At 63.3% G+C, this 24,930-nt stretch carries 22 protein-coding genes and 1 pseudogene; 8 read left to right on the top strand and 15 right to left on the bottom strand.

What is annotated here, in order from left to right; all coding sequences use genetic code 11:
* Nucleotides 1-141 precede the first annotated feature (141 nt).
* The 6 genes and pseudogenes from ATO9_RS24405 to hmgA form a co-directional block, all read right to left on the bottom strand.
* Nucleotides 142-267: pseudogene (locus ATO9_RS24405) on the bottom strand (transposase); the annotation flags it as partial.
* 425 nt (nt 268-692) lie between these two features.
* The gene (locus ATO9_RS19440) at nt 693-908 is read right to left on the bottom strand and encodes a DUF2783 domain-containing protein (RefSeq protein ID WP_043753306.1); all 216 of its coding nucleotides are present in this window, start codon (nt 906-908) and stop codon (nt 693-695) included.
* A gap of 5 nt (nt 909-913) precedes the next feature.
* Nucleotides 914-2,560: an FAD-dependent oxidoreductase gene (locus ATO9_RS19435; RefSeq protein ID WP_238318818.1), complete on the bottom strand. Its 1,647-nt coding sequence runs from the start codon at nt 2,558-2,560 to the stop codon at nt 914-916.
* Between the two features lie 45 nt (nt 2,561-2,605).
* Entirely contained in the window at nt 2,606-3,556 is a 951-nt protein-coding gene (locus ATO9_RS19430; RefSeq protein WP_043753304.1) for an MBL fold metallo-hydrolase, read from the bottom strand.
* An 82-nt stretch (nt 3,557-3,638) separates the two neighbouring features.
* Complete coding sequence (fahA, locus tag ATO9_RS19425; protein WP_043753302.1) at nt 3,639-4,886, bottom strand: fumarylacetoacetase; 1,248 nt, start codon at nt 4,884-4,886, stop codon at nt 3,639-3,641.
* A gap of 145 nt (nt 4,887-5,031) precedes the next feature.
* A complete protein-coding gene (hmgA, locus tag ATO9_RS19420; RefSeq protein WP_043753299.1) occupies nt 5,032-6,387 on the bottom strand; it encodes a homogentisate 1,2-dioxygenase in 1,356 nt (451 codons plus the stop codon).
* A gap of 172 nt (nt 6,388-6,559) precedes the next feature.
* On the opposite strand from hmgA, the gene ATO9_RS19415 reads away from it, so the two are divergent.
* Nucleotides 6,560-7,018, top strand: coding sequence for a MarR family winged helix-turn-helix transcriptional regulator (locus tag ATO9_RS19415; RefSeq protein WP_043753298.1), 459 nt, complete (start codon nt 6,560-6,562; stop codon nt 7,016-7,018).
* Nucleotides 7,019-7,083: 65 nt separating this feature from the next.
* On the opposite strand, the gene ATO9_RS19410 is transcribed toward ATO9_RS19415, so the two are convergent.
* Nucleotides 7,084-7,851 carry an ion transporter gene (locus tag ATO9_RS19410; protein WP_043753296.1) on the bottom strand — a complete coding sequence of 256 codons (768 nt, stop codon included), beginning with the start codon at nt 7,849-7,851 and terminating at the stop codon, nt 7,084-7,086.
* A gap of 313 nt (nt 7,852-8,164) precedes the next feature.
* Nucleotides 8,165-9,520 carry a methyl-accepting chemotaxis protein gene (locus tag ATO9_RS19405; protein ID WP_238318817.1) on the bottom strand — a complete coding sequence of 452 codons (1,356 nt, stop codon included), beginning with the start codon at nt 9,518-9,520 and terminating at the stop codon, nt 8,165-8,167.
* Nucleotides 9,521-9,743: 223 nt separating this feature from the next.
* On the opposite strand from ATO9_RS19405, the gene ATO9_RS19400 reads away from it, so the two are divergent.
* Nucleotides 9,744-11,261 carry a fused MFS/spermidine synthase gene (locus tag ATO9_RS19400; protein WP_238318816.1) on the top strand — a complete coding sequence of 506 codons (1,518 nt, stop codon included), beginning with the start codon at nt 9,744-9,746 and terminating at the stop codon, nt 11,259-11,261.
* A 159-nt stretch (nt 11,262-11,420) separates the two neighbouring features.
* On the opposite strand, the gene ATO9_RS23665 is transcribed toward ATO9_RS19400, so the two are convergent.
* On the bottom strand, nt 11,421-11,915 hold the full coding sequence (locus ATO9_RS23665) for a MarR family winged helix-turn-helix transcriptional regulator (protein WP_156127921.1): 495 nt from the start codon (nt 11,913-11,915) through the stop codon (nt 11,421-11,423).
* Nucleotides 11,916-12,028: 113 nt separating this feature from the next.
* Here ATO9_RS23665 and ATO9_RS19390 point away from each other — a divergent pair, with 113 nt between their 5' ends.
* The 3 genes from ATO9_RS19390 (at nt 12,029) to ATO9_RS19380 (ending at nt 15,919) form a co-directional block, all read left to right on the top strand.
* Nucleotides 12,029-12,919 carry an MBL fold metallo-hydrolase gene (locus tag ATO9_RS19390; protein ID WP_043753338.1) on the top strand — a complete coding sequence of 297 codons (891 nt, stop codon included), beginning with the start codon at nt 12,029-12,031 and terminating at the stop codon, nt 12,917-12,919.
* Nucleotides 12,920-12,983: 64 nt separating this feature from the next.
* Nucleotides 12,984-13,946: a TAXI family TRAP transporter solute-binding subunit gene (locus tag ATO9_RS19385; RefSeq protein WP_043753294.1), complete on the top strand. Its 963-nt coding sequence runs from the start codon at nt 12,984-12,986 to the stop codon at nt 13,944-13,946.
* A 59-nt stretch (nt 13,947-14,005) separates the two neighbouring features.
* A complete protein-coding gene (locus ATO9_RS19380; protein WP_052418478.1) occupies nt 14,006-15,919 on the top strand; it encodes a TRAP transporter permease in 1,914 nt (637 codons plus the stop codon).
* Nucleotides 15,920-16,021: 102 nt separating this feature from the next.
* Here the strand turns inward: ATO9_RS19380 and hpaH are convergent, their stop codons facing one another.
* From hpaH to ATO9_RS19355, 5 genes are read right to left on the bottom strand one after another with little or no spacing between them, the layout of a single operon-like run.
* Nucleotides 16,022-16,819 (bottom strand): 2-oxo-hept-4-ene-1,7-dioate hydratase, encoded by a 798-nt coding sequence (hpaH, locus tag ATO9_RS19375; RefSeq protein WP_043753293.1) that lies wholly within the window; start codon nt 16,817-16,819, stop codon nt 16,022-16,024.
* On the bottom strand, nt 16,819-17,682 hold the full coding sequence (locus ATO9_RS19370) for a fumarylacetoacetate hydrolase family protein (protein WP_043753291.1): 864 nt from the start codon (nt 17,680-17,682) through the stop codon (nt 16,819-16,821). The genes hpaH and ATO9_RS19370 overlap by 1 nt, the downstream gene beginning before the upstream one ends.
* 18 nt (nt 17,683-17,700) lie before the next feature.
* Complete coding sequence (hpaD, locus tag ATO9_RS19365; RefSeq protein WP_043753289.1) at nt 17,701-18,681, bottom strand: 3,4-dihydroxyphenylacetate 2,3-dioxygenase; 981 nt, start codon at nt 18,679-18,681, stop codon at nt 17,701-17,703.
* A gap of 43 nt (nt 18,682-18,724) precedes the next feature.
* Entirely contained in the window at nt 18,725-20,236 is a 1,512-nt protein-coding gene (hpaE, locus tag ATO9_RS19360; protein WP_043753286.1) for a 5-carboxymethyl-2-hydroxymuconate semialdehyde dehydrogenase, read from the bottom strand.
* Between the two features lie 3 nt (nt 20,237-20,239).
* Complete coding sequence (locus ATO9_RS19355; protein WP_043753284.1) at nt 20,240-20,629, bottom strand: 5-carboxymethyl-2-hydroxymuconate Delta-isomerase; 390 nt, start codon at nt 20,627-20,629, stop codon at nt 20,240-20,242.
* 97 nt (nt 20,630-20,726) lie between these two features.
* On the opposite strand from ATO9_RS19355, the gene hpaR reads away from it, so the two are divergent.
* Nucleotides 20,727-21,191 carry a homoprotocatechuate degradation operon regulator HpaR gene (hpaR, locus tag ATO9_RS19350; protein ID WP_043753282.1) on the top strand — a complete coding sequence of 155 codons (465 nt, stop codon included), beginning with the start codon at nt 20,727-20,729 and terminating at the stop codon, nt 21,189-21,191.
* Here hpaR and ATO9_RS24795 read toward each other — a convergent pair.
* Entirely contained in the window at nt 21,169-21,429 is a 261-nt protein-coding gene (locus ATO9_RS24795) for a helix-turn-helix domain-containing protein (protein WP_043753280.1), read from the bottom strand. The genes hpaR and ATO9_RS24795 overlap by 23 nt on opposite strands.
* Before the next feature lie 83 nt (nt 21,430-21,512).
* Here ATO9_RS24795 and ATO9_RS19340 point away from each other — a divergent pair, with 83 nt between their 5' ends.
* Nucleotides 21,513-23,159 carry a GMC family oxidoreductase gene (locus ATO9_RS19340; protein WP_043753278.1) on the top strand — a complete coding sequence of 549 codons (1,647 nt, stop codon included), beginning with the start codon at nt 21,513-21,515 and terminating at the stop codon, nt 23,157-23,159.
* Between the two features lie 11 nt (nt 23,160-23,170).
* The gene (locus ATO9_RS19335; RefSeq protein ID WP_043753277.1) at nt 23,171-24,796 is read left to right on the top strand and encodes a long-chain fatty acid--CoA ligase; all 1,626 of its coding nucleotides are present in this window, start codon (nt 23,171-23,173) and stop codon (nt 24,794-24,796) included.
* Nucleotides 24,797-24,930: the final 134 nt, after the last annotated feature.

Raw genomic sequence — 24,930 nt, 5'->3', positions numbered from 1 at the left:
TGGCGCAGACTCTACATTAAGGTGAGGGATTTCGCGGGGGGCAGGTCACGCGCGAGAACAGGTCGATGACGGCGGCGACGCAAAGCCAACCTTCAGCCGTCCAGACACAAGTGAAGTCGGCCATCCGCGGCGGCAGAATGTATAACGCAGAAGCACGGTCGCATGTATTCCATGATCCCTCGAAGCTTGGGCCGCACTGAAACCGCACTACGTCGCGGGTCCCACCGCTTCCTGCTTAAACTCGCGGCTGAAAACTCTACTCGTCATGTGGGGTCTCAAGTTGCATAAACACTCGATATCGGTGCCCACCAAACCGGCAGCAGGCCAACATGCCTCAAGTGAATAGCAGTTCGCTCAGTTGTCTTTTCCCATGGCTAAAATCGTTCCTTGATTTGGAGCTTCCGGAAAAACCGGAGCGGTTCAATATCTTGATCTATCGCACTGACCACCGGACCGTTATCCACTACGTCACTCGACAAGTCGGCACACTCTGTCAGAAACTGAGGCTACGACGATACGCAAATGCCCTGATGCGTTTCCAGAACCGCCAAGACATTCTATTTCAATTCGCATTCTGGCTTGACCACTTGCGTGGCCTCTCTGCCCCCTTCAGAGAGCACGTAATGTTTCTGCAATGACACAGACTTACGAAAGTACAGCTATCTGAATTGGATCAGCCATAGGTATCATCCCTAGCTGCCGGCTCCTTCTGGGCTCCGCCGGTCAAGCCGTGCGGCGACGATGGCCTCTGACAGCACAGACCTGTCACCGATATGGTTGGCCAGAAGCAGGATCAGGCGCGCGTTCAGCGCGGCGCTTTCATCGTCCGACAGACCATCATGAGACTGAATCAGCTCGGCATAGAATTCGTCGGGGCCGGGAATGTTTGGCTTGGTGTTCAGGGGCATGGCGCTCAATCCTTTCCGCAGGCGCGGCGGAGGGCCGCACGTAGCGCGCCCTCGTCGTAGCTGGTCCAGCGCGCAACGACATGCTGGTCCGGCCGGATCAGGTAGACGGCGCGTGTCGCCTCGCCAAGGTAACGCTCCGCCAGCGCGCCTGTCGCATCGTCCGCCGCCGATATCGCCATATGGTTCGCGGTGACGCCCCCTTCGGTGATCTCATTGGGAGCTTCGGTATCCACGGTCAGGATGGTGAATCCGCCGCCAAGGCCGTTCAACAGGAAACCGTTGCCCAGCGGCGCGTCGGGGCACGGGCTGCCGGGACGCGTCCGGGCGGGGCCGCCCTCCAGCGCGTCCTCACCGGTCAGAGACAGGCCGTCATAGGTGCAGGGCACCGACAGACGGCCGGAATTGACCAGCGGCCGGGCAAATTCGAACTGCTCTGCCAGCCCCAGCACCGCGTTGCGGAAGATGTGGCTGGTCTTCGATTTCGGCGTGATGAAATCGGTCGCGCGGGTCGAATTAAGGATGTTCTCATCCGCCCCGTAGGCCCGCTCCTCGTGATAGGTGTCGAGCAGCCGGTCGGGTGCCTCGCCCCGGATCACCAGACCCAGCTTCCAGCCCAGGTTGTCGACATCCTGCATCCCGGAATTGGCCCCCCGCGCACCGAAGGGGCTGACCTGGTGGGCGCTGTCGCCTGCAAAGATCACCCGGCCATGGCGGAACTGCTTCATGCGACGGCACTGGAAGGTGTAGATCGAGGTCCAGACAAGCTCGTATTCCACATCCGGCCCCAGCATCGCGCGCAGGCGGCGGTGCACGTTTTCCTCTTTCAGTTCTTCCTTGCGGTCCACGTCCCAGCCGATCTGGAAGTCGACCCGCCAGACATCGTCCGGCTGCTTGTGCAGCAGGGTCGAGGCCCCCGCCTTGTGCGACGGTTCGAACCAGAACCAACGCTCGGTCGGAAAGGCCTCGCCCAGCATCTTGATATCGGCGATCAGGAAACTGTCCTGGAACACGCGCCCGTCGAAATCGAGCCCCATCATCCCCCGGATCGGCGACCCGGCCCCGTCCGCCGCGATCAACCAATCGGCCTGAATCGTGTAGGGCCCCTCGGGCGTGGCGATGGTGAGGGTCGTGTGATCCTCCTTCACCTCGATACTGTCGACGCGATTGCGGCCCCTGATATCGATCGGGGCGCCCTCGGCCTGGGCCTGGCGGACGCGTTCGACGAGGAACTTCTCGAAATAGGGCTGCTGGAGATTGATAAAAGCTGGAAAGCGATGCCCCTCTTCCGGCAAGAGGTTGAATTCATAGACCTTCCGGTCCTCGTGAAACACCTTGCCCAGGTTCCACACGACCCCCTTGTCGAGCATCTTTTCGGCGCATCCGTACCGGTTTGCGATCTCCAGGCTGCGCTTGGCAAAGCAGATCGCGCGGCTGCCCTGGCCGATCCCCTCGTGATCGTCCAGCACGACAACCGGAATGCCCTGCAAACCGAGATCGAGCGCCGTGGCCACGCCGATCGGTCCGCCCCCCACGACCACGACCGGATGGCGCACCGGCGTCTCCGCATCCTGATCCGCCGAGCGTTCATAGGTATAAAGCTTGAAAGCCAGTTGGTAACGGTCGTCCAGCGGCATGTCGGTGTCCTCCTCCATCTTTGAACGCCGGGCGGTCTCCTGTCCGCCCGGCGCAGCGATTGGTCAGCCCTGCAATTCGGCCCACATCTGCTTGTCGCGTTCGGCGGTCCAGACCCGGGGCGTGTCGATGCCGCGGGCCTCGTCATAGGCACGGGCGACGTTGAAGGGCAGGCAATGTTCGTAGATTGCGTAATCGCTGAACTTGGGATCACATTCGGCGCGGCAGGCATCCCAGGCCTCTTTCAGGGTGCCACCACGGGCGGCGACCTTTGCGATTGGTTTGTAAGTGGAATTCACGAAATCAGCGGTAGAGGCGATGGCCTTGGCCACCATCTCTTCGCCGACGAGCGCATCGCCACGGCCCGGGGCGATGGATTTGGGCTCGAAGGCGGCGATGTTCATCAGGGTCTCTTCCCAGTCATTGAAATGACCGTCGCCGCAATAGCAGGCGGAGTGGTATTCGACGATGTCGCCGGTGAACATGACCTCCTGGTCCGGCACCCAGATCACCGCATCGCCGGCCGTGTGGGCGCGGCCCAGCTTCATGATGTCGACGCGGCGCTTGCCAAGGTAGACGGTCATGCTGTCGCTGAAGGTGGTGGTCGGGCGGGTCAGGCCGGGGATTTCCTCGTGCCCCTGGAAGAGGCGCGGGAAGCGGTCGAACTCGCTGTCCCAATCTTCCGGGCCGCGTTCCTCGACCATGGCCGCGGCCACGTCGGACATGATGATTTCCCTTGCGCCATAGGCACTTGCCCCCAGGACGCGCACCGCGTGGTAATGGGTCATGACGAGGTGGGAGATCGGCTTGTCGGTCACTTCGCGGACCTTTTCGATCACCATCCGGGCAAGGCGCGGGGTGGCCTGGGCTTCGACGATCATCACGCTTTCATCGCCGATGATAACGCCGGTATTGGGGTCGCCCTCGGCGGTGAAGGCATAGAGCCCGTCACCCACCTCGGTGAAGCTGATTGTCTTGTCTTCCATGTCGCCCGCGGATGCAAATGCCTTTGCCATGGTCTGTCCTTCCGTTCGTTTGGCGGGCTGTTCGGCCCCGCCGTGGTCGTCGTTTCGGCGCGAGGGAGCGCCGGTTATCCTGTTATCGCGCGTAGGGATTATCGAGCGCGGCCAATACCTTGCCCGAACATTCACCAAACCCCACGCGGTAGCCGTCGCCCTTGGCCGCGCCGCGCAGCGTCAGCGTATCGCCATCTTCGAGGAAGCTGCGGGTTTCGCCGCCCTGCAGCGTGATCGGCTCCTCGCCGGACCAGCTGAGTTCCAGCAGGGAGCCTCGGCTGTCCTGTTCGGTGCCCGAGATCGTGCCGGAGCCCAGCAGATCCCCGACCCGCATGGCGCAGCCACTGGTCGTGTGATGCGCCAGCTGTTGCGCGGCGGAATAGTACAACTCTTTGAAATTGGTTCGGGAAATGGTGGTCTCCTCGGCGTCCTCCGGGGTCAGGGCGACCTCGAGATCCACATCGTAGAGCATAGGGCCAGTCTCCTGGAGGTAGGGCAGTAGTTCCCTCTCGCGGTCCGGGGTGGAGGTGCGGAACGGGTCCAGCGCGGCCTTCGTCACGATCCACGGAGAGATCGTGGTGGCCGTCGCCTTGGCCTGGAACGGGCCGAGAGGCTGGTATTCCCAGGCCTGGATATCCCTTGCAGACCAATCGTTTAGCAGCACGTAGCCAAAGATCATCTCGTCCGCTTCGGCCACCGTCACCGGGCGGTCGGAGGGCTGACCGACGATGGCGCCGATCTCAAGCTCAAGGTCGAAGCGCTTGCAGGGTTCGAACCGCGGCAGCACCTCGTCCGGGCCCTTCAGCTGACCCCAGGGGCGGCGCACGTCAGTGCCCGAAACAACGACCGAGGACGCCCGGCCGTTATACCCGATGGGAATGGATAACCAATTGGGCGGCAAAGCATTTTCCGGCCCGCGGAAGATCGACCCGACATTGAAGGCGTGGTGTTTGCCGGCGTAGAAATCGGTGTATTCGGCCACCGTGATCGGCATGACCATGGTGACGTCGGACCGGGCGACCAGGTAATCGGGGCGCGGCGGGGCGCCTTCGGCCAGCAACTCTGTCAGCTGGCGCCGCAGATCGGCCCAGGCATCTGACCCTAACTCCATGAATTCATTCCAGGAAGATAGGTCGAAGACCGCCCCGCCGACATCCACCAGCCCGTCGCCCTCGGCCTTGCAGAGATCGAAGATCATGTCGCCGATGGCCACGCCGCAACGCGGCATCGACCCGTCACCGGCATCGAAGACGCCATAAGGCAGGTTGTTCAGCGGGAAGTCGGTGTCGGGCGTATTGGCGCTTTCGACCCAGCTTTTGCGCAGCGGCATGGCTCCTCCTCGATCATACGGAAACGTGGTTTTTCGGGCGTCGGTACAACGTCGGTATCACGTCGGTATTGCGTCGGTGTCTTTGTCGGTCACGTCGTCTGACCGCGATCCGGCGCCGAAGACCCCTGCCCCGGCGCCGCAACGGTCATTTCGTGCCGGGCGTGCCGTCGAACTTCTTCTCGAGGCTGTCCCAGCAATCGATGTAATCGTCCTGAAGCGGTGCTTCGGTCCCGGCGAACTCCGTCAGGTGCTGCGGGAAGCGGGTTTCGAACATGAAGGACATCGTCTCTTCCAGCTTGACCGGACCGAGGTTGGAATTCGACGCCCCCTCGAAGGCCTGCTTGTCGGGGCCGTGGGGCAGCATCATGTTGTGCAGCGACATGCCACCGGGGACGAAGCCCTGCGGCTTGGCATCGTACTGGCCGTGAATGTTGCCCATCAGCTCGGACATGATGTTCTTGTGGTACCAGGGCGGGCGGAAGGTGTTTTCGGCCACCATCCAGCGGTCGCGGAACAGCACGAAGTCGATATTCGCGGTGCCCGGCACGCCCGAGGGCGCGGTCAGCACGGTAAAGATCGAGGGGTCCGGGTGGTCGAAGAGGATCGCCCCGACCGGGCAATAGGTCTTCAGGTCGTATTTGTAAGGAGCGTAGTTGCCGTGCCAGGCGACGACGTCCAGAGGTGACTGGCCGATCTTCGTCTCGTGGAACTGGCCGCACCATTTGATGGTGAGGGTCGAGGGCACCTCGCGATCCTCGTAGGCGGCGACGGGCGCCTTGAAGTCACGCGGGTTCGCCATGGCATTGGCGCCGATCGGTCCGCGGGCGGGCATCTCGAATTTCTGGCCGTAATTTTCGCAGACGAAGCCGCGGCACGGCCCTTCCAGCACCTCGACCCGGTAGACGAGGCCGCGTGGCAGGATCGCGATTTCCTGCGGTTCCACGTCGATCACGCCCAGTTCGGTCGCGAAGCGCAGCTTGCCCTGTTGCGGGACGACCAGCAATTCGCTGTCGGCGGAGTAGAAATAGCTGTCCACCATGGAGGCGGTGACGAGGTAGATATGCGCCGCCATGCCGACCTGGGTGTTGACGTCGCCGGCGGTGGTCATGGTGCGCATGCCGGTCAGCCAGGTCAGGTCCTCGCCCGTGGGTTCAACCGGGTCCCAGCGGTACTGGCCGAGGCTGGTGACACCGTCGGGCACATGGGGTGCGGTTTTCCAATAAGGCAGCTCGATCCGCTCGTAGCGGGCGGAATGCCTGACCGACGGGCGGATGCGGTAGGTCCAGGTGCGTTCCGGCGGATGCGCGGTGAAGGCGGTGCCGGACAGCTGTTCGCCATAGAGGCCGTAATTGCATTTCTGGGGCGAGTTCATGCCCTGCGGCAGCGCGCCGGGCAGCGCCTCTGTCTCGAAATCGTTGCCGAAGCCGGGCATGTAGCCCTCGTGCGTGCCGGTTGTATCGGTCGCGCGGATCATGCCCTGGGGCAGCTCGTGCTTGGTCATCGTGGATCCTCCCGAATGGTCCGTAGCCCGCATCCGGGCGACGGATTGAATCGATGGGCACACTAAACGTTGCAGATGCAACAACGTCAAGGATCTCGTTGCATCTGCAATGAAAGCGCTTGCACTGCGGCCCCGGGCTGGCCGATATTCGCCGGGATCGAAAGGACCCGTGATGGATGACGAAGTGCCGCCAGAGTTCGAATTGCCCGAATTCGACCTTTACGGGTTCACCCCCTACCGGCTGGCCGTGGCCGCGAAGCGCACGAGCGAGGAACTGGCGCGGCTGTACCGGGCGCGGTTCGGCATCACGATCCCGGAATGGCGCGTGCTGGTGCACCTGGCGCATTCCGGCAAGGTGTCGGTCCGCGATATCGAGGCCCGCGTGGCGATGGAGAAATACGAGGTCAGCCGCGCGGCCAAGCGGCTGCGGGAAAGCGGGTTGATCGAACGCAAGGAAAACCCCGAGGATCGGCGGCTGGTCGTGCTGTCCCTGACGCCCAAGGGGCGCGAGATGATGGCCGAATTGCTGCCGCTGGCCAAGGCCCACCAGGCCCGGCTGGAGGCCCGGCTGGGTGAGGCCTTCGCCGAGCTCGAGGCGGGGCTTGAGGCGCTGCTGAACGAAACGAAGTGAGCGCGGCCCTAGTTAGCTCAAGCGTTGCGGTTATTACTATTGGGATGGAACGGCGTTGAGCCGCTCTAGTCCCGTTCCGCCAACCGTTCCTCGATCGCGGCCAGGCGCTGTATCACCTCGTCGCGATAGGTGTCGGTGGCGGCGTTGGTTTCCTCGGCATGGGCATCCTGCATCGAGTTGACGATCAGGCCGACGACCAGGTTCACCACGGCGAAGGTGGTGATCAGGATGAAGGGCACGAAGAACATCCAGGCCTCCGGATGGACCTCCATCACCGGGCGGACGATGCCCATCGACCAGCTTTCCAGCGTCATCACCTGGAACAGCGTGTAGAGCGACCGTCCCAGCGTGCCGAACCATTCCGGGAAGGTCGGCGCGAAAAGCTTGGTCGAGATCACGGCGGCGATGTAGAAGATCACCCCCATCAGCAGGAAGACCGAGGCCATGCCCGGCAGCGCGGAGATGAACCCTTCGACCACCCGGCGCAGCGTCGGCGCGACCGAGATCACCCGCAGCAGCCTGAGGATCCGCAGCGCCCGCAGAACCGACAGGCCCCCTGTTGCGGGGACGAGCGCGATGCCCACGACGAGAAAGTCGAAGACATTCCAAGCGTTGCGGAAGAAACTCAGCCCCCGCGCATAAAGCTTGGCCGCCAGTTCCGCCACGAAGATCGCCAGGCAGGCCGTGTCCAGCAGGATGATCAGGCCGCCCGCGGTGTTCATCACGGTTTCCGACGTTTCGAGCCCGAGGATCACCGCGTTGAACAGGATCACCCCCATGATCGCGTAGCGCGTCGACGGACGGTCGAGGAAATCGGAAAGGGTTTGGCGCATAAGGGGGTCGGCTCCTTGGAGATCCATCCGCATCTAAGGTTATTGCGGGGGATATTCCAGCCTTGCCCAGATGAACAAGTTACGCATTGCCATGAAAGCAATCTGATGCGGCTTGTCGCCGGCACCGTGATAGAAATGTCTGCGGCGGGTAACTGAGGCCCCAGAGAGGAGGGCGCTTTTATTGCGATGACTGCGGCTGAGGTTTCAACGGCACAGCGAGTGTTTGCGTTCGCCGCGGAGAGCATAATGTCGGCCCGCAAGGGCGGACCGACATCGCAAGACAATTGCGTCACTTTTGAACCAGGCGCGTCGCCTAACCGTTAACGACCTTCATGATGGGTGCAGCAGTTCGCGGCGCGACGGTAAAGATCGCGACACCATCCGACAGCAGCCTGCTGTTGTGCGACAACTCGCTGGTAAAGCTGGCTGTTTCGCTGACCATAGCCGCGTTTTTCTGAGTGACTGTGTCCAATTGCGAAATCGCGGTATTGATTTCGCCCAAAGTCGAGGTCTGTTCTTGAAGACCATTCACGACCTCGCGGATACGTTCGTTGATCCGGTCGACGCTCACAAAAATTTCGCCGAGTTCGCTGCTGGCCTTACCGACAAGCGTCGCACCATCACGCACGTGTTCGCTGCTCTGACTGATCAGGGACTTGATCTGTTGAGCGGAATCTGCGGACCGCTGGGCAAGTTGCCGAACCTCGGACGCGACCACTGCAAAACCTCTACCGGCATCTCCTGCGCGTGCGGCCTCGACCCCAGCATTCAGAGCCAAAAGATTGGTCTGAAACGCAATATCATCAATTACCGAGATGATCTGCGAAATCGCGTCAGATGAAGCCTTGATCCTTTGCATGGCGGCAGTGACATCATCGACGACCTTGCTGCTGTTGCCGGCTGCCGATTTCGTCTCATGCGCCTCGCGACCAACCTGTGCCGCGTAATCCGCAGCCGAACGCGCATTCTGACTAAGTTCTTCCACCGCGGCGGCGGTTTGTTCAAGCGTAGCCGCCTGCGTTTCCGTACGTCGGGACAACTCGTTGGCATTCCCAGAGATTTTTGGAGACATGCCATCAATCGTGCTGGCCACATTTTTGACCTGCAAGATCAGCCCGGCCATGTTCTCCACTGCGGAATTGAAACTGTTTGCGATCTCTGACATCCGGTCGCCTGAGGGCAGTTTGACGCGGTGTGTCAGATCGCCGTTGCTGAGCGCCTCCAGCCCTTTGGAGATCGCGCTGATCGCGGATCTTTGTTCGGTAGTGTCCGTGGCAATCTTGGTAACCTGACAAACATTGCCTTCAGCGTCGAAGACCGGCGCATAAGTCGCTGAAATCCAGATGACCTTGTCGTTGCGGGTTATCCTGGGAAATTCATCCGTGAAAAACTCCCCTGCGCGAAGCCTTGTCCAGAAGTCCTGGTACGCTTTGGTTTTGCGATAGGTTTTCTGAACAAACATGCTGTGATGCTGGCCGATCACCTCGTCCGCAGTGTAGCCGAGGGCGTTCAAAAACACATCGTTGGCATCCAGAATGATGCCTTCCGGTGTGAAATGGATCACGGCCTGCGTGCGCTCCACGATCTGGACGATTGCGTCCGCTTTGTTGACTGATTTCGACCCCTTCGAAACCGTACGCCGCCTAGACCACATTGATATCTCCGCCATAGCTTGAAATCCGCAAATTAGGGGCAAGAGATTGCTACATTCTTAAGTCACAAATTTGTATCCTCCCGTCAGGCTGCGCGGACCTTGCACTGCGGCGACTGCGGGAGTTCGTGCCGAACGGATGAGATAAATTACCGACGTATCAGGCCAGTCGTATCCGGGATCGCCGTACAACATTCCGAGACTTAGGGCGACGAGCGGTGATTTCCTTTATGAACCAGCTATGTCACGACGGGCATGGACAGACCCGAACAAATTCACCTGCATGGTGGCCCCACCAAAAGAACAGGAGCCTCTCATCCGCTTTTCAATCACAATCCTGCTGATCCTCGTGCTGTCCGGTGTCGGGCTGACCTACGAGATCGCGGCGGGGCGCGTTCTGGCGCCCTATTTCGGAACCTCCCTGCTAACCTGGACCAGCGTGATCGCGACCGTGCTTGGCGGGTTTTCCCTGGGCAGTGCAATCGGCGGTTTCGTCGCGGAACGGCCCCGGCCGGTTGCGGTCAGGAACGTTCGGGCGGCGCTTGTGGCGACAGCCGTGCTGATGGCTGTGTCGCCGACCCTGCTGGGGGCCTTCCATGCCTCGGGCGCGCGGGGGACAGGCGGCATGATCGTGACGGTGCTGGTCGTGTTCTTTCCGGCCTCGGTCTGTGTCACCCTGCCCTCGCCGTTGCTGGCCAAGCTGGCGATCGAGGCACGGCCGGGCCGCGAGGGGTCGTCGCTGGGCATCGTCATGGCGGCGGGATCGGTCGGGGCGATCTTCGGGGCGATCCTGGCGGGGTTCGTGGCCTTGCCGCTGATCGGGGCAACGGCGACCTTTGCCGCCTGCGGGGCGCTGGCCCTGCTGTGTCTGCCCTTCCTGCGGGGCGGGGCATCGGCGCAGCCCGGCGTGACGGTGGCCGCCGCCGGGTTCGTCGCCTTCGCGGGCATTGCGGGCGCGCCGACCTGTCAATTCGAATCCGGCCTGTCTTGCCTGCATGTGGATGACAGGGGCGCGCAGGTGCGGCTGGTGTCGGATGGCACGTTGCAGGCCGCGGAACGCAAGCGCGTGGGAGAGGCCGATGACAACAATGTGGAGCTGGCGCTGAGCTATACCGAATGGCTGTGGTCGCGGATGGATCGCGACCTGGGGCCTGAGGCCTCGGTCCTGTTCGTGGGCGGGGGCGGCTATTCGCTGCCCACCAAGTTGCTGGCCTCCCGCCCCGGGGCGCAGGCCGTGGCGGTCGAGATCGATCCGCTGGTCACCGAGGTCGTGCAGGCGCATCTGCCGCAGGCGGGTGCGATGATTGACCGGACGGGGTATGACGTCACGGGTCGCGCATCGGGGCGGCGGTTGGGCATCGCCCATGCGGATGGACGGGTCTACCTGAACGAGACCCAGCGCCGCTTCGACGCGGCGGTGATGGATGCGTTTTCGTCCGGCTCCGTCCCCGCGCATCTGGTGACGATGGAGACCTTCGAACGCCTGCGCGACATCGTCGACGGCCCGGTCTACGTCAACTTGCTGGACCGGCCCGACGGCCCGTTGGCACGCGGGGTGAACGCGATCCTGCGCCAAGTGTTCGAGCACGTGGAGGTCGTGGACGCCGCCGAAATCCAGACCGGCCGGGTGAACGTGCTGTTTGCGGCGTCCAATGCTCCGCTGGCACCGCTGGACCGCCTGCCGGAGGGCTATCGGAGCATTCGGATTTCAGACGCGCGGGCCTTTACCGACGATCGCGGGTGGGTCGGTCACCGATAGGCTTTTGGGCGGTCACGCGCGAGAACCGGATCACGAGACGGGATTTCATGATTCGGAATTTATTTTATATTCAAAGCAAAAGTGACGGTCGCCTGGCCAGGCGGCCAAGACGCTGAATGCTGCGATATCGACGGTTGAGCGGCCCGGGTCGGGCGGCTTTCAGAGCTCTATGTCGACATATTGCTCGGTCACGAGCGTGTTTTCCCGAATGGTGCGAAGGCAGCGCATCAGCGTGTCGAAATCTTCCTGACTGAGGCCCTTGAGGTTTCGGGCATAGACCTGCAATGCGATCTCCCGGGCGCGGCGGGCAAGGTCCTGTCCCTTGTCGGTCAGGCGCAGCTCTGCCTTGCGACGATCCTTCTTTGTTTCCAGACGTTTGATGCAGTCTTTTTCGGTCAGGCTGGCGATAGCGCGGCTGGCCTTGGAGCGTTCGATCACAGCTAGGTCGGCGACGTCGTTCACGGTACGGCCAGGGCGTTCCTCGAGCAGGTTAAGCACACGCCATTCGGTCGGTGACACCCCGATCACGTCCAGCGCCCCTGCCATGTTGCGGAAGTTCTGCGCCTGGATCGCGGCGAAGTAGAACATCGGGTAATCCGACAGTCGGATTGGCTCACCAGGGTCGATGCCCGAAATTTCCTCACTGATCTGCACGTTGGCCGAACTCCATATTATTTCAAACTTAAACCTTGACAGGTGAGCGTTCGTCAATCCTAAAATACAATCAAACAATGTGCAAATGCACAGATTTGACGATGGAGACCGACATGAAGGTGACACTCTTGGGAACAGGCGCGGCGCTTATCGATCCCGATCGCGGCCACAGCTCTGTCCTGATCGAAGAAGGCGGTCGCGCCTACCTGTTCGATATCGGCACCGGAGCGACGCGGACCATGATCGGCAATTTCATCGACCCGCTGTCGGTCGAGGCGCTGATCCTGACCCACCTCCATTTTGACCACACGGCGGACCTGCCGGTCTTCCTGTTGGGGTCTTGGATGTCGGACCGCGACGAGGCCCCGGCGATCTACGGGCCGAAAGGCACCGTCGAGATGATCGCGCCGATGTTCGAGGGCGGCGTCTTCGACACGGATATCCGCGCCCGGGCGGCCTATCCCCAGCGGCAGCGCAACATCGGCGTACTGCGTCCGCAGGTCCAGGTCTACTCGGAAGGGCTGGTGCTGGAGGACGAGCGGGTGAAGATCACCGCGCTGAAGGTGGATCACATCCCCGAGGAGATCTGCGAATGCTATGCGCTGAAGATCGAGAGCGAGGATCGCTGTGTCGTCTTCAGTGGTGACACGGCCCCCGTGGCCAGGATGCCCGACTTTGCCCGGGGCGCCGACCTACTGATCCACGAGGCGACGTTTCCCGAGGCTGCAATCGCCTTCCGCGCCAAGAACGGGATCGGCACCTATTCCCATACCAGCCCGACGCAGCTGGGCGAGATCGCCGCCGAAGCCGAGGTGCGCATGCTGGTCGCCACCCATATCGGGCATTGGGACAGCACCAACCCGATCGTCCGGCGGCTGGCCGCAAAGCACCTGCCGATCGACATCATGTCGCCGGCGCTGCGTGACGACGTCGCCGCGGATATCGCCAGGGCCTATCGCGGCCCGCTGATGATCGCGCGGGACAGCACGACGATCTACGTCTGACCCGCACGTCCCCCACGGCGGAACACAAGAAGACGACAAGCAACCGACGAACAAGGAGATAGACATGAAGATGCGAGATACCCTCATCGGCGCCATGCTCGGCTGCCTCGGTCTGGCCACCATGGCCGCCGCACAGCCGCTGGCGCTTGGCACCACACCACAGGGTTCGGCGGCCTATGCGACGGCGGCGACTATCGCGAAAGTCGTCGTCGACAATGGCGGGCCCAATATCCAGGTGATCCCCCAGGGCGGGCCAGGGATCACCCTGCCGATGGTCAGCGGCGGACAGTTCGATCTGTCGGTCGGTGCCTCGACCAGCCTTGTGGCCGCCAATCGCGGCCTCGGCGAATTCGAGGGCCGGCAATTGGACGGAGCCCGCCTGATCGGGTCCTTCTTCAACCTCAATGTCGGTATCTTCGTCCCTGCGGATAGCCCGATCCAGACACTGGCGGACCTGAAGGGCGCGCGGATGCCCGGCAAGTTTCCGCAGCAGAAGAACCTTGATGCCATGTTCACGGCGATCCTGGCCACCGCCGGGTTGACCCAGGATGACGTGACGCTTGTGCCTGTGCCCAACGGGCCGCGCGGCGTGGACGAGCTGATCAACGGCCGGGTCGATGCTGCCGTTTTCTCCGTCACCTCGGGCAAGACGCTGGAAGCCGCCAATAGCCTGGGCGGCGACGGCATCCGCTGGCTGCCCCTGGCCGACACCGACGAAAGCCGCGCGGCACTTGAGGACAAGGCACCGGGCAGCCGCCTGTCAGTGCTGGAACCGGCTGCGAATTTCCCCGGCATCACCGGACCGACCGGCATCTATTCCGATCCGTTCACCCTGATCGCAGGCGCCAATGCGAGCGAGGAAAGCATCTACCAGATCACCAGGATCCTCTACGAAAATGCGGATCAGCTGGCTGCTGAAAGCGCCGCGATGCGGTCCTTCGACCGATCCCAGATGGCCCCGGACCTTGGCGTCGCCTACCATGACGGCGCGGTTCGGTTCTATCGCGAGATCGGCCTGATGGAATGAAACCGGCCTCCCCGGTGGCGGGCTGACCGCACCGGGGACCCGCAGGAGGCAACGTGACCATGAAGATCGCCACGAACATTCTCAGCACCGCGCTTCCTCTTGTCGTGCTTGGCTGGCTGCTTGACCTGCATGGTCGCCTGGGCCTTCTTGTCTACACGGAGCAGATGCTGGCGCTTGTTTTCGGGCTGAGCCTTGCGCTGGCCTTTCTGCTGCGCAACCCGGCCGGTGGCAAACGGGACGAGGGGACCAGCATCGCCCTGCCCGACCGGGCGGCTGTCGCGCTGTCGCTGGCCACGGCGGGATACGTGGCGCTGGCCTATCCCCGGATCTCCGAGACGATCTACCTTCAGCCGACGGACGCCGTCATTGCAGGGATCCTCCTTGTTCTGCTGACGCTCGAGGCGCTGCGTCGGATGATCGGATGGGGCATCACCTCAATCCTGCTGATCGCGCTGGCCTATGCGCTGTTCGGTCACCTGCTGCCTTCTGTCCTCCAGGCGCGGAAGAACCCGATCGATAGCCTGGCGATCTACCTGTCGATGGATTCCAACGGCATGTTCGGCATCCCGCTTGCGGTGTCGGCCACGACGGTCTTGATCTTCGTGATGTTCGGCACCTTGCTGACCCGATCCGGAGGCGGGCAGTTCTTCACCGATGCGGCGATGTCCGGGCTCGGCCGGTTTCGCGGAGGCGCGGCCAAGATGTCGATCGTGGCCTCGGCGCTGTTCGGATCGATCTCCGGAAGTGCGGTGGCCAATGTCGCCTCGACCGGCGTCGTGACGATTCCGCTGATGCGGCGCAGTGGCTATGATGCGCGATCCGCCTCCGCGGTCGAGGCTGTGGTCTCGACCGGCGGGCAGCTGATGCCACCGGTGATGGGGGCCGCGGCCTTCCTGATGGCCGAACTTTTGCAGGTATCCTACGCGACGGTTGTCATGGCCGCGCTGCTGCCGGCGCTGTTCTACTACATCGTGGTCTTCATCCAGGTCGACCTGCAGGCCGCCCGTGACGGCATCCGCGCTCTCAGCGAAGACGACACCCCCGACATGCGCCGCACCCTGGCCGGGGGCTGGCCATTCCTGATCCCCTTCGCAGTCTTGCTGGGAGGGCTGTTCCTGTTTTCGCTGCGGCCCGAGGATGCCGCGCTTTATGCCTGCGCATCGGTGCTGCTGGTAGGGCTGCTGCATCGCTATGGAGAGTTTCACGTCACCCTTCGGGACATCCCCGCGCTGTTGCAAGCCACGGGCCGCGCGTCGGTCGAGATCATCCTGATCGGAGCGGCCGCGGGCCTGGTGGTGGGCGTGTTGAACGTCACCGCGCTGAGCTTTTCGCTGACGCTGCACCTGGTCGGGCTGGCCGGGGGCCAGACGTTCATCCTGCTGGTGATCGCGGCGGTGCTGGCGATCGTGTTGGGCATGGGGATGCCGACGGTCAGCGTCTATATCCTGCTGGCGGCGCTTCTTGCGCCCTCTTTGGTGCAGATGGGGGCGAACGAGATCTCGGCCCACCTTTTCGTGCAATATTTCGGGTTGCTGTCCATGCTGACGCCGCCGGTGGCGATGGCCGCCTTCACCGCCGCGATCATCGGGCAGACCAAACCGATGGCCGTCGCGCTGCGGTCGATGCGCTATGGCTGGGCGGCCTTCGTGATGCCGTTCCTGTTCGTCGCCGACCCGGCCCTGACGATGCAGGGCGATTGGGGCGATATCGCGCTGGTGGCCCTGCGGACGCTGGCCGGGCTGTGGCTGGTGAGCAGTGCCGTCGTCGGTTACCTGGGCGGGTCGTTGCGGTCGGGCTGGCGCGTCGTGATCCTGCTGGCCGGCGCACAGGCCCTGATCCCGCTTCCGATGCTGCCAATGCCGACGTCAATGGGGCTCGCATCCCTGGCGGTGGCCGTCATCGTGTTCCTGTTGCGCCGCGGGACGGGGCCGGCTGGGCTGTTGGCGGCGCGAGGTGGCTCTGGTCGCCCGTGAGCCTTATGCAACTGCGCCAGCACGTCGCGCAGACGGTCGGGCCGGTGGTCTCCGTCGATGACCCGCCGAGTGCTACTGCATCCGGCGGGCATGGCGAGACCCTCAGTCAAACGATATGGAAACGGAGCCGAAGGGGCCGAAATCGGCGTCGATCACGGTGCCCGACGGACATTCCAGCGGCGCGATGAAGCTGCCGGAGAGGATGACCTGCCCCGCCTCGATCCGCTGTCCGTACTGGCCCATACGGCGGGCCAGCCAGACGATGCCCATCACCGGATCGTCCAGGACCGCGGCCCCCAGGCCGGTCGCGACGACTTCATGGTTCTTGCGCAGGATGGCACCTGTCCAGCGCAGGTCATGTTGGCCCGGCGCGTGACGTTCGCGGCCCAGCACGATGCCGGCATTGGCGGCATTGTCGGCGACGGTGTCGAAGATCTTGCGTGGCTGCCCCGTGGCCGGATCGACCCGCTGCACCCGCGTATCGAGGATTTCGAGCGAGGGCACGACGGCCTCGGTCGCGGCAAGCACCTGGTCACGGGTGACGTCGCCATCAATCGGGGCCTTCATGACGAAGGCGATCTCGGCCTCGATCCGGGGCTGGATGAACCGTCCCGCAGGCACCCTGCCCCCGGTTTCGAACATCATGTCGTCATAGAGAACGCCGCTGTCGGGCGTGTCGATGCCGAGCGCGTCTTGCATGACCTTGGAGGTCAGGCCGATCTTCCAGCCGATGATCTGCCGCCCGGCAGACAGCTTCTGCGCTATCTGGGCCGACTGGATCGCATAGGCGTCGTCCAGGGTCATATCCGGGTGGCGTCCCGACAGGATGCCGATCTGATGCCGCGTTGCCTCGGCCTGCAGAAGGTCGGCGGCGGCCTGGTTGATCTGGTCCGGGGTCATCATTCGTCCCTCACCGTGTTGCGCAGGATGCCGATGCCTTCGGCCTCCACCTCGATCACGTCGCCGGGTTTCAGCCAGATCGGCGGATCGAACCGGGCCCCGGCACCGGTGGGTGTGCCGCAGACGATCACGTCGCCGGGGACGAGCGTGGTGAAGGTCGAGACGTAGTTCACGATATATCGGAAATCGTACATCATCCGGCCTGTCCGGTCCTGTTGCCGGACCTCGCCGTTCACGCGGGTTTCCATGCGGATATCGTCCAGCTGTTCCGGCCGGTCGAAGGGCACGATCCAGGGGCCGATTGCGCCGGACCGGTCCCAGTTCTTGCCCTGGGTCACGTTGAACTTTGCGTGGCGCACCCAGTCGCGGATCGTGCCTTCGTTGCAGAGCGTGATCGCGGCGATGTGGTCATAGGCGTCTTCCCTTGCGATCCGGCGCCCACCCTTGCCGATGACGATGGTCACTTCGCCCTCGTAATCCAGCTGTTCGGATTCCGGCGGGCGGACCAGCGCCTCTCCGTGGCCGACGAAGGACCGGGGAAAGCGGATGAACATGGACGGGTAGGATTTCGCATCCTTGGTGCCGTCCTTGTATTCGGCATTTCGGTCGGGAAAATTCACCCCGATGCAGATCAGCTTTTCCGGATTGGCGATCGGGATGAGGAAGGTCACGTCCTCTTCGCGCCAGGTCGGGTCGCGGCCCTGGGCGGCGGCGGCGAGATCGGGCAGCGCACCGGCCTCCACCACCTCTTTCAGGCCCTTGAAGCGGTCCCCGAATTCCGGGGTCAGGTCGATGATCCCCTGATCGGTGACAACGCCGTAGCGGTCGGCGCCGTTGACGTGGAAAGCGGCAATACGGGTCATGGGAAACTCTCTGTCAGGTCAGGGCGCTATGATCGGTGATGCACCGAGGGTCGAGGCCACGGGGGCCAGCCCCTCGAAGGTCGAGCCGTGTTCGAACCAAGACCGCGGCGCGGGCGAGCCCCAGAGCGTCTGGCGCTGCGGGTCCTTCAGGTCCCAGCGGATCGCTTCGAGATCCGGGTCGACGGTCTGGTAATCGGAACAGTAGATCTCGATCCGGTGGCCGTCGGGGTCGAGGATGTAGAGGAAGAAGGCGTTCGAAATCCCGTGCCGCCCCGGCCCGCGTTCGATATTCGCCACGTAGCCGGTGGTCGCCATCAGGTCGAGCAGGTCGATGATGTTGAGCGGCGTCGGCACCCAGAACGCAGTGTGGTGCAGGCGCGGCCCAAGGCCATTGGTGAAGGCGATGTCATGCACCCCGCCCTTGCGATGTGTCCACGCCGCCCAGAGCCGCTGGCTTTCGCTGTCCTCGGTATATTCGGTGACGCGGAACCCGATCTCGTTGTAGAACGCCACCGCTTCGTCCACGTCCGGGACGAAACAGTTGAAATGGTCGATCCGCAGAGGTTTCACCCCCTTGTAGAGCGCATATTTCTGGTGGATCGGCTCCAGCCGGTCCATCTTGAAATAGAACTCCATCGGCATGCCGAGGTGATCCTGCGTGGCCAGCGTCCGTCCCTGATAGGGGCGGTCGACCCAGGCCACGGGGTGGCCCCGGGCGCTGAACCACTCATGCGCCTTGTCCAGCTCGCCCTCGTCATAGACCTTGTAGGACAGGGCCTTCACATGGGCCGCGTCGGATTTGTGCAGCACCATGCAGTGATGGCCCCGTTCCTCCATCGCGCGCAGATACACGGTGGTGTCGTCCTCGTCGGTGATCTGCAGGCCGAGCGTGTCGACGTAAAATGCCTTGGACGCGGCCAGGTCGGTCACGCCGAAATCCACGTGGCTGAGGCGGATGATGTTGAATGGTGGGTACAGGTTCGGGGCTGGAATGGGCATGATGTCTCTCCTCCCTCTGAGACGTGGCGGTGCGGGGGCGGGGTCAGCCGCCGAGTTTCGGGATCTTGTGCAAGGCGCGCGGGAAGCTGACGTTGACCGTCTCCATGTAGAAATCGAAGGACCAGTCGCCGCCGTCGCGGCCGATCCCGCTGGCCTTCACGCCGCCGAAGGGCGTGGGCAGGTGGCGGATGTTTTCCGAGTTCACCCACATCATCCCGGCCTGAAGGTCGTCCGTCATGCGCATGGCGCGGTTCAGGTCGTTGGTCCACAGATAGGCCGCGAGCCCGTACTGCACGTCGTTGGCGAGCTTGAGCGCCTCGTCCTCGTCCTTGAACGGGATGGCGGTCAGGACCGGGCCGAAGATTTCCTCCTGCGCGATGGCCATGTCGTTGCTGGCGCCGGTGAAGAGCGTGGGCGCGACATAGCACCCCGCCTCGCCCAACTTCTGTCCGCCTGCGGCAATGGTCGCGCCCTCCTCGCGCGCCTTGTCGAAATAGGACAGCACCTTGGCTTCGTGTTCTGGGTGGATCAGCGGCCCGACGACGGCGTCGGGGTCCAGCGGATGGCCGACCTTGATCCGGCCTGCGACCTCGGCCACGCGGCTTGTGACCTCGTCATAGATCGTGTCCTGCACCAGCAGGCGGGACGACGAGGTGCAGCGTTCGCCATTCAGCGAATAGATCATGAAGGTCGCGGCATCGACGGCGCGGTCGATATCGGCATCGTCGAAGATGATGACCGGGTTCTTGCCCCCCAGTTCGAAATGCACGCGTTTCAGCGTGGCCGCGCCCTGCGCCATGATCATCGACCCGGTGCGGCTTTCGCCGACAAAGGCGATGGCCCGGATGTCGGGATGTTCGGTCAGACGCTTGCCCGCATCCTCGCCAAAGCCGTTGACGACGTTCAGCACCCCCTTCGGCAGGCCCGCGCTTTCGGCGATTTCCACCAGCAGCTTGGCGGTCATGGGGCTGAATTCGGCCGGTTTGTGCACCACGGTGCAGCCCGAGGCGAGCGCCGGGGCGATTTTCCACGTGGACAGCATGAAAGGCGTATTCCACGGGGTGATGACACCGACCGGCCCAATCGGGCGGCGCGAGGTCGTGTTCATCTGCGTGGGCGTGCGGGTGACCTCGCCGTTTTCCGCATGCGGTGCCTGGTCGGCGAAGAAACGGAAGTTGGCGGCGCCGCGGATCGCGGCCTTGGACATGAAGCGCAGGGCCTGACCGGTATCCATGCATTCGGTGAAGGCGATTTCCTCGGCCCGGGCCTCGATCGCTTCGGCCACCTTGATGAGGATATTGCGGCGCTCTGCCCCGGGGGTACGGGACCAGGCGGGAAAGGCCGCCTTGGCCGATGCGACGGCGCGGTCGATATCCGCTTCCCCGCCACGGGCTACGCTGGCCAGCACCGACAGATCAACCGGCGACACAGTTTCGAATGTCGCGCCTGAGGCGGCGGGGACGGACTGGCCGTCGATATGGTTCATCACTCCGCCGTCACGGAACCCCGCCATGTAGTCGCGGGCCTTCGCGATATTGTCTTCGAGAACACTCATGTCTCAATCCTTCTTTGCTAGCCGGGCGTGGATGGGTGTGTCCTTCCAGCTGAGGTCGGGGTCGATCTGCCGGATCTCCAGCGACAGGGCGAAATGCGGTTCGGCAAGGCGGTCCGACAGCACCCCCTGCGCGGCTCTGAAAATCAGCCCGCCCGCATCCTGCAACGCCTTGGTCGAGCGCCCGGTGCCGACCGCAAGGGTCATGGCGACGAAATCGTTCTGCGGAAGGCCGTCGGCGACGATGCTGACATCCGCCCGATGCGCCCGGACCCGGATGCCGGCGACAGGAAAGATCCCGGCCTCGATCATTGCGGCATGCACGGCGCGGCACAGCTGTTCCACGCGGACATCGCCACCAACCCCTTGAGAATACTCAATAGACAGATGCGGCATGATTCTCACTCCCTTCGCTTAACATGTTAATGATCTAATCGGTTGTCAATGCTTAACCTGTGAAATAAACCGGCCCCAGCCGAGAGGTATTCGATCCATGACAAAGCCCCGAGCGGCGTCGGCCGCAGCCCTTGCCCAGACGCGCCGGACCTTGCCGATTGCTCTATTGCGGGCGCGGGAAACCGTGATGGACAGGTTTCGGCCCCTGCTTCACCGGCTGGACATAACAGAGCAGCAATGGCGGGTCCTGCGGGTGCTGGACGAGGCTGAGGCGATGGACGCGTCGGACCTGGCAAAGGGCGCGGCGATCCTTGCCCCGTCACTGTCGCGCATCCTCAAGACGCTGGAGGCACGCGGGCTGATCGAGGTGCGCAAGGACCAGAGCGACGGGCGCCGGACGCTGATCAACCTCTCCCCCGCCGGCGGCGCCTTCCTGGCCGAGGCCGCACCGGAAAGCGCCAAGATCTACGAAGAGATCGAGGCGCTTGTCGGCAAGGACCGGCTCGAGACCCTGCTGGACGAGATCGATGCGCTGATCGTCAGGCTTTCGGATCAGAAGTGACCGGGTCGGCGGTGAACTGACCGGGGGCACAGCCGAACATCCTGCGGAATTGCCGGTTGAAATAGGACACGTCGTTGAACCCGCAATTATAGGCGATCGACGAGACCAGGGCCGGGCTGCTCTGCCGAGACCGCGCCTGAAGCATCTGGCAGGCCTTTTCCATCCGCTTCCTAAATAGATAATCCATCGGTGTCGCGCCCGGCTCCCGAGCAATCGCCCAGATGCGCGCCCCGACCATTCGGATGGATTTTCTGGACAAGTGTTCAAAAATTTTGTTCAAATTTGTTGCGGGGACGGGAGACCCCGCATTGGGAGGGCAAAATGAATTCCAGGACGTCATTCGATTACGTGATCGTGGGCGGCGGGTCGGCGGGGTCGACCCTCGCGTCACGCCTGTCCGAAGACCCATCTGTTTCGGTCTGCCTGCTCGAGGCGGGCGGCGACGGGAACCATATCCTGATCCGCGCCCCCGCTGCCGTCGTGGCCATGCTGCCGGGGCATGGCAAGATCTCGAACTGGGCTTACAACACGGTGCCGCAACCCGGCCTGAACGGACGTCAGGGCTATCAGCCGCGCGGCAAGGGGCTGGGTGGATCGAGCGCGATCAACGCGATGCTTTATATCCGCGGGCACAAGTCGGATTACGACGGCTGGGCCGATATGGGCTGCGACGGCTGGTCCTGGGACGAATGCCTGCCCTATTTCCTGAAAGCCGAGAATAACGAAACCGGTGCAGGCGATTTCCACGGCGACAGCGGGCCGCTTCACGTCTCGGATCAGAAGGCCCCGCGCCCGATGAGCCGCGCCTTCGTTCAGGCCGCGACGGAATGCCAGCACCGCGAGACGGCAGATTTCAACACCGGCGACAACGAAGGCGTCGGACTCTTCCAGGTCACGCAATTTCACGACACGGCGCGAAACGGCGAAAGATGCTCTGCCGCGGCGGCCTACCTTCATCCGATCCGGGAGAGCCGGAAAAACCTGACGATCATCACCCGCGCCCATGCCACGAAGATCCTGACCGAAGGCAAGCGCGCGACCGGCGTGACGTATCGAAAGGGTCGCAAGGACGCCCGCGTGACTGCCACACGCGAGGTCATCCTGTGCGGCGGCGCGTTCAATTCCCCGCAGCTGCTGCAATTGTCGGGGATCGGGGCCGCCGAAGAGGTCCAGCGCCACGGGATCGACGTCGTGCATGACCTACCCGGCGTCGGCAAGAACCTTCAGGATCACCTGGATTTCATCCTCGGCTACAAGTCGAAGGACACCGACAATTTCGGGATCGGGCTGGCGGGTACGATCGGTTTGACAAAGCACATCCTGAAATGGCGCAACGACGGCAAGTCGATGATCGCGACGCCATTTGCCGAAGGCGCCGGGTTCCTGAAAACCGATCCGTCGCTGGACCGGCCGGATATCCAGCTGCATTTCGTGATCTCCGTCGTGGACGATCACGCGCGCAAGCTACATCTGGGCTATGGCTTTTCCTGTCATGTCTGCGCCTTGCGCCCCTACAGCCGGGGCAAGGTTTTCCTGCAAAGCGGCGACCCGCTGGCGGCGCCGGGCATCGACCCGCAATTCCTGTCGGACCCGCGCGACCTGGACACGACGATCAAGGGGGCCAAGATGACCCGCGAGATCATCAAGGCTCCGGCCATGGCGCCCTATCGCCATAAGGAATTGTTCGGCGTGACCGACGGGATGAGCGATCAGGACTGGGAACGCCATATCCGCGCCCGGGCCGACACGATCTATCACCCGGTCGGCTCCTGCAAGATGGGCGTCGATGACATGGCCGTGGTCGATCCCCAACTCAGGGTCCACGGGATGGAGGGGCTGCGCGTCGTCGATGCCTCGGTCATGCCGACCCTGATCGGCGGCAACACCAACGCCCCGACAATCATGATTGCGGAACGTGCGGCGGACATGATCCGCGGCGTCAAACCCGCTGCAATCGCAGCAGAATGAAGGAGGACAGGATGTCCGGAACGATGATGTGGCAAGCCCTGACGACAGGGTCGCTGATTGCCCATGCAGAGAAATACCATGCCGGGACCGAGATCGTCTCGGTCGAGACCGACGGATCGGTCGGCCGGTCGACCTGGGGCGAGGTCGGCGCCAATGCCCGGCGCATCAAGTCGGCGCTGGACGGTCTGGGCGTCTCTGCGGGGGCGCGCTGTGCCACCATCGCCTGGAACAATCGCCGTCACCTGGAACTCTATTTCGGGATCGGCAGCGGCGGCCGTGTGACCCACACGATCAACCCGCGCCTGACGCCCGAACAGATGGTCTACATCCTCAACCATGCCGCGGACGAGGTGCTGTTCCTCGACCGGACATTCCTGCCGGTAGCTGCGAAACTGGGCGAGCACCTGAAGACCGTGAAGCATTACGTGCTGATGGGCCCGCGCGACGAAGAGGCCGCCGCCATGGTCGAGGGCCTGCTTTTCTATGACGAATTGCTGGGTCAGGCTGCCCCCGACGCAGATTGGCCGGACCTGGACGAAAATGCGCCGGCAGCGCTGTGCTACACCTCAGGGACCACCGGGAACCCGAAAGGCGTGCAGTATTCGCACCGTTCACTGGTCCTGCATTCTATCGGTGGCAACCAGCCCGACGGGCTGAACGTGGCTGCGCGCGACGCGGTGATGCCCGTCGTGCCGATGTTCCACGTCAATGCCTGGGGCGTGCCCTATATCGCGGCGGCGGTCGGGGCCAAGCTGGTGATGCCGGGGCCGAAACTGGACGGGGAAAGCCTGGCCCGCCTGATCGACGCCGAACAGGTGACCCTGTCGCTGGGCGTGCCCACCATCTGGATGGGGCTGCTGGCCGGGCTGAAGGCCACGGGCATCAAGCCGACCTCGATGAAGCGCACGGTTGTCGGCGGCTCTGCCTTGCCGCCCTCGATGATCCGCGAATTCCGCGATGAATACGGCGTTGAACTGATCCACGCCTGGGGCATGACGGAGACCTCGCCGCTTGGTACGCTGAACCAGCTTCTGGAAAAACATTCCGGGCTGGACGCGGCCGAACAGGCAAAGCTGCGCGAAAGCCAGGGCCGTCCACCCTGGGGCGTGGACCTGCGGATCGTGGACGATGCGGGCCAGGAATTGCCGCGGGACGGCGAGACGCAGGGCGAATTGCAGATCCGTGGCCACTGGATCGTCGACAGCTATTTCGGCCAGGACGGAAGCGCCCTGACCGACGATGGCTGGTTCGACACTGGCGACGTCGCGACGCTGGATGCCGACGGCTACATGGTCATCCGCGACCGGTCCAAGGACATCATCAAATCGGGCGGCGAATGGATCTCGACCGTGGAGCTTGAGAATATCGCCATCGCCCATCCCAAGATCGCCAATGCCGCTGCGATCGCCGCGCGGCATCCGAAATGGGATGAACGGCCGGTGATCCTGGCCGTTGCCGCCGAAGGGGCATCGCCGACAGAGGACGAAGTGAAGGCCTCCTACGACGGCAAGGTCGCCAGCTGGCAGGTCCCGGATCGCGTGATCTTTGTCGATGACCTGCCACTGGGCGCGACCGGCAAGGTTCTGAAGAACAAGCTGCGCGACACCTATGGCGACGTGTTGCTGGAAGATGCGTGATATGACCCGGGTCGCTAAGGACCAGGTTACGGACCGTCCCCCGCTGGATCGGGACCTGTCTGCCCTTGCCGTTGGCAAGGGCGCACGGGCCCGGACGTCCGACACTGATCCCATCGTGGTAGTTCGGCAGGCCA

It is taken from the genome of Pseudooceanicola atlanticus, from assembly GCF_000768315.1.
Lineage (GTDB): Bacteria > Pseudomonadota > Alphaproteobacteria > Rhodobacterales > Rhodobacteraceae > Pseudooceanicola > Pseudooceanicola atlanticus.
Note: the sequence above shows the minus strand (reverse complement) of the source record. Positions and strands in the feature narration are given on the sequence as shown.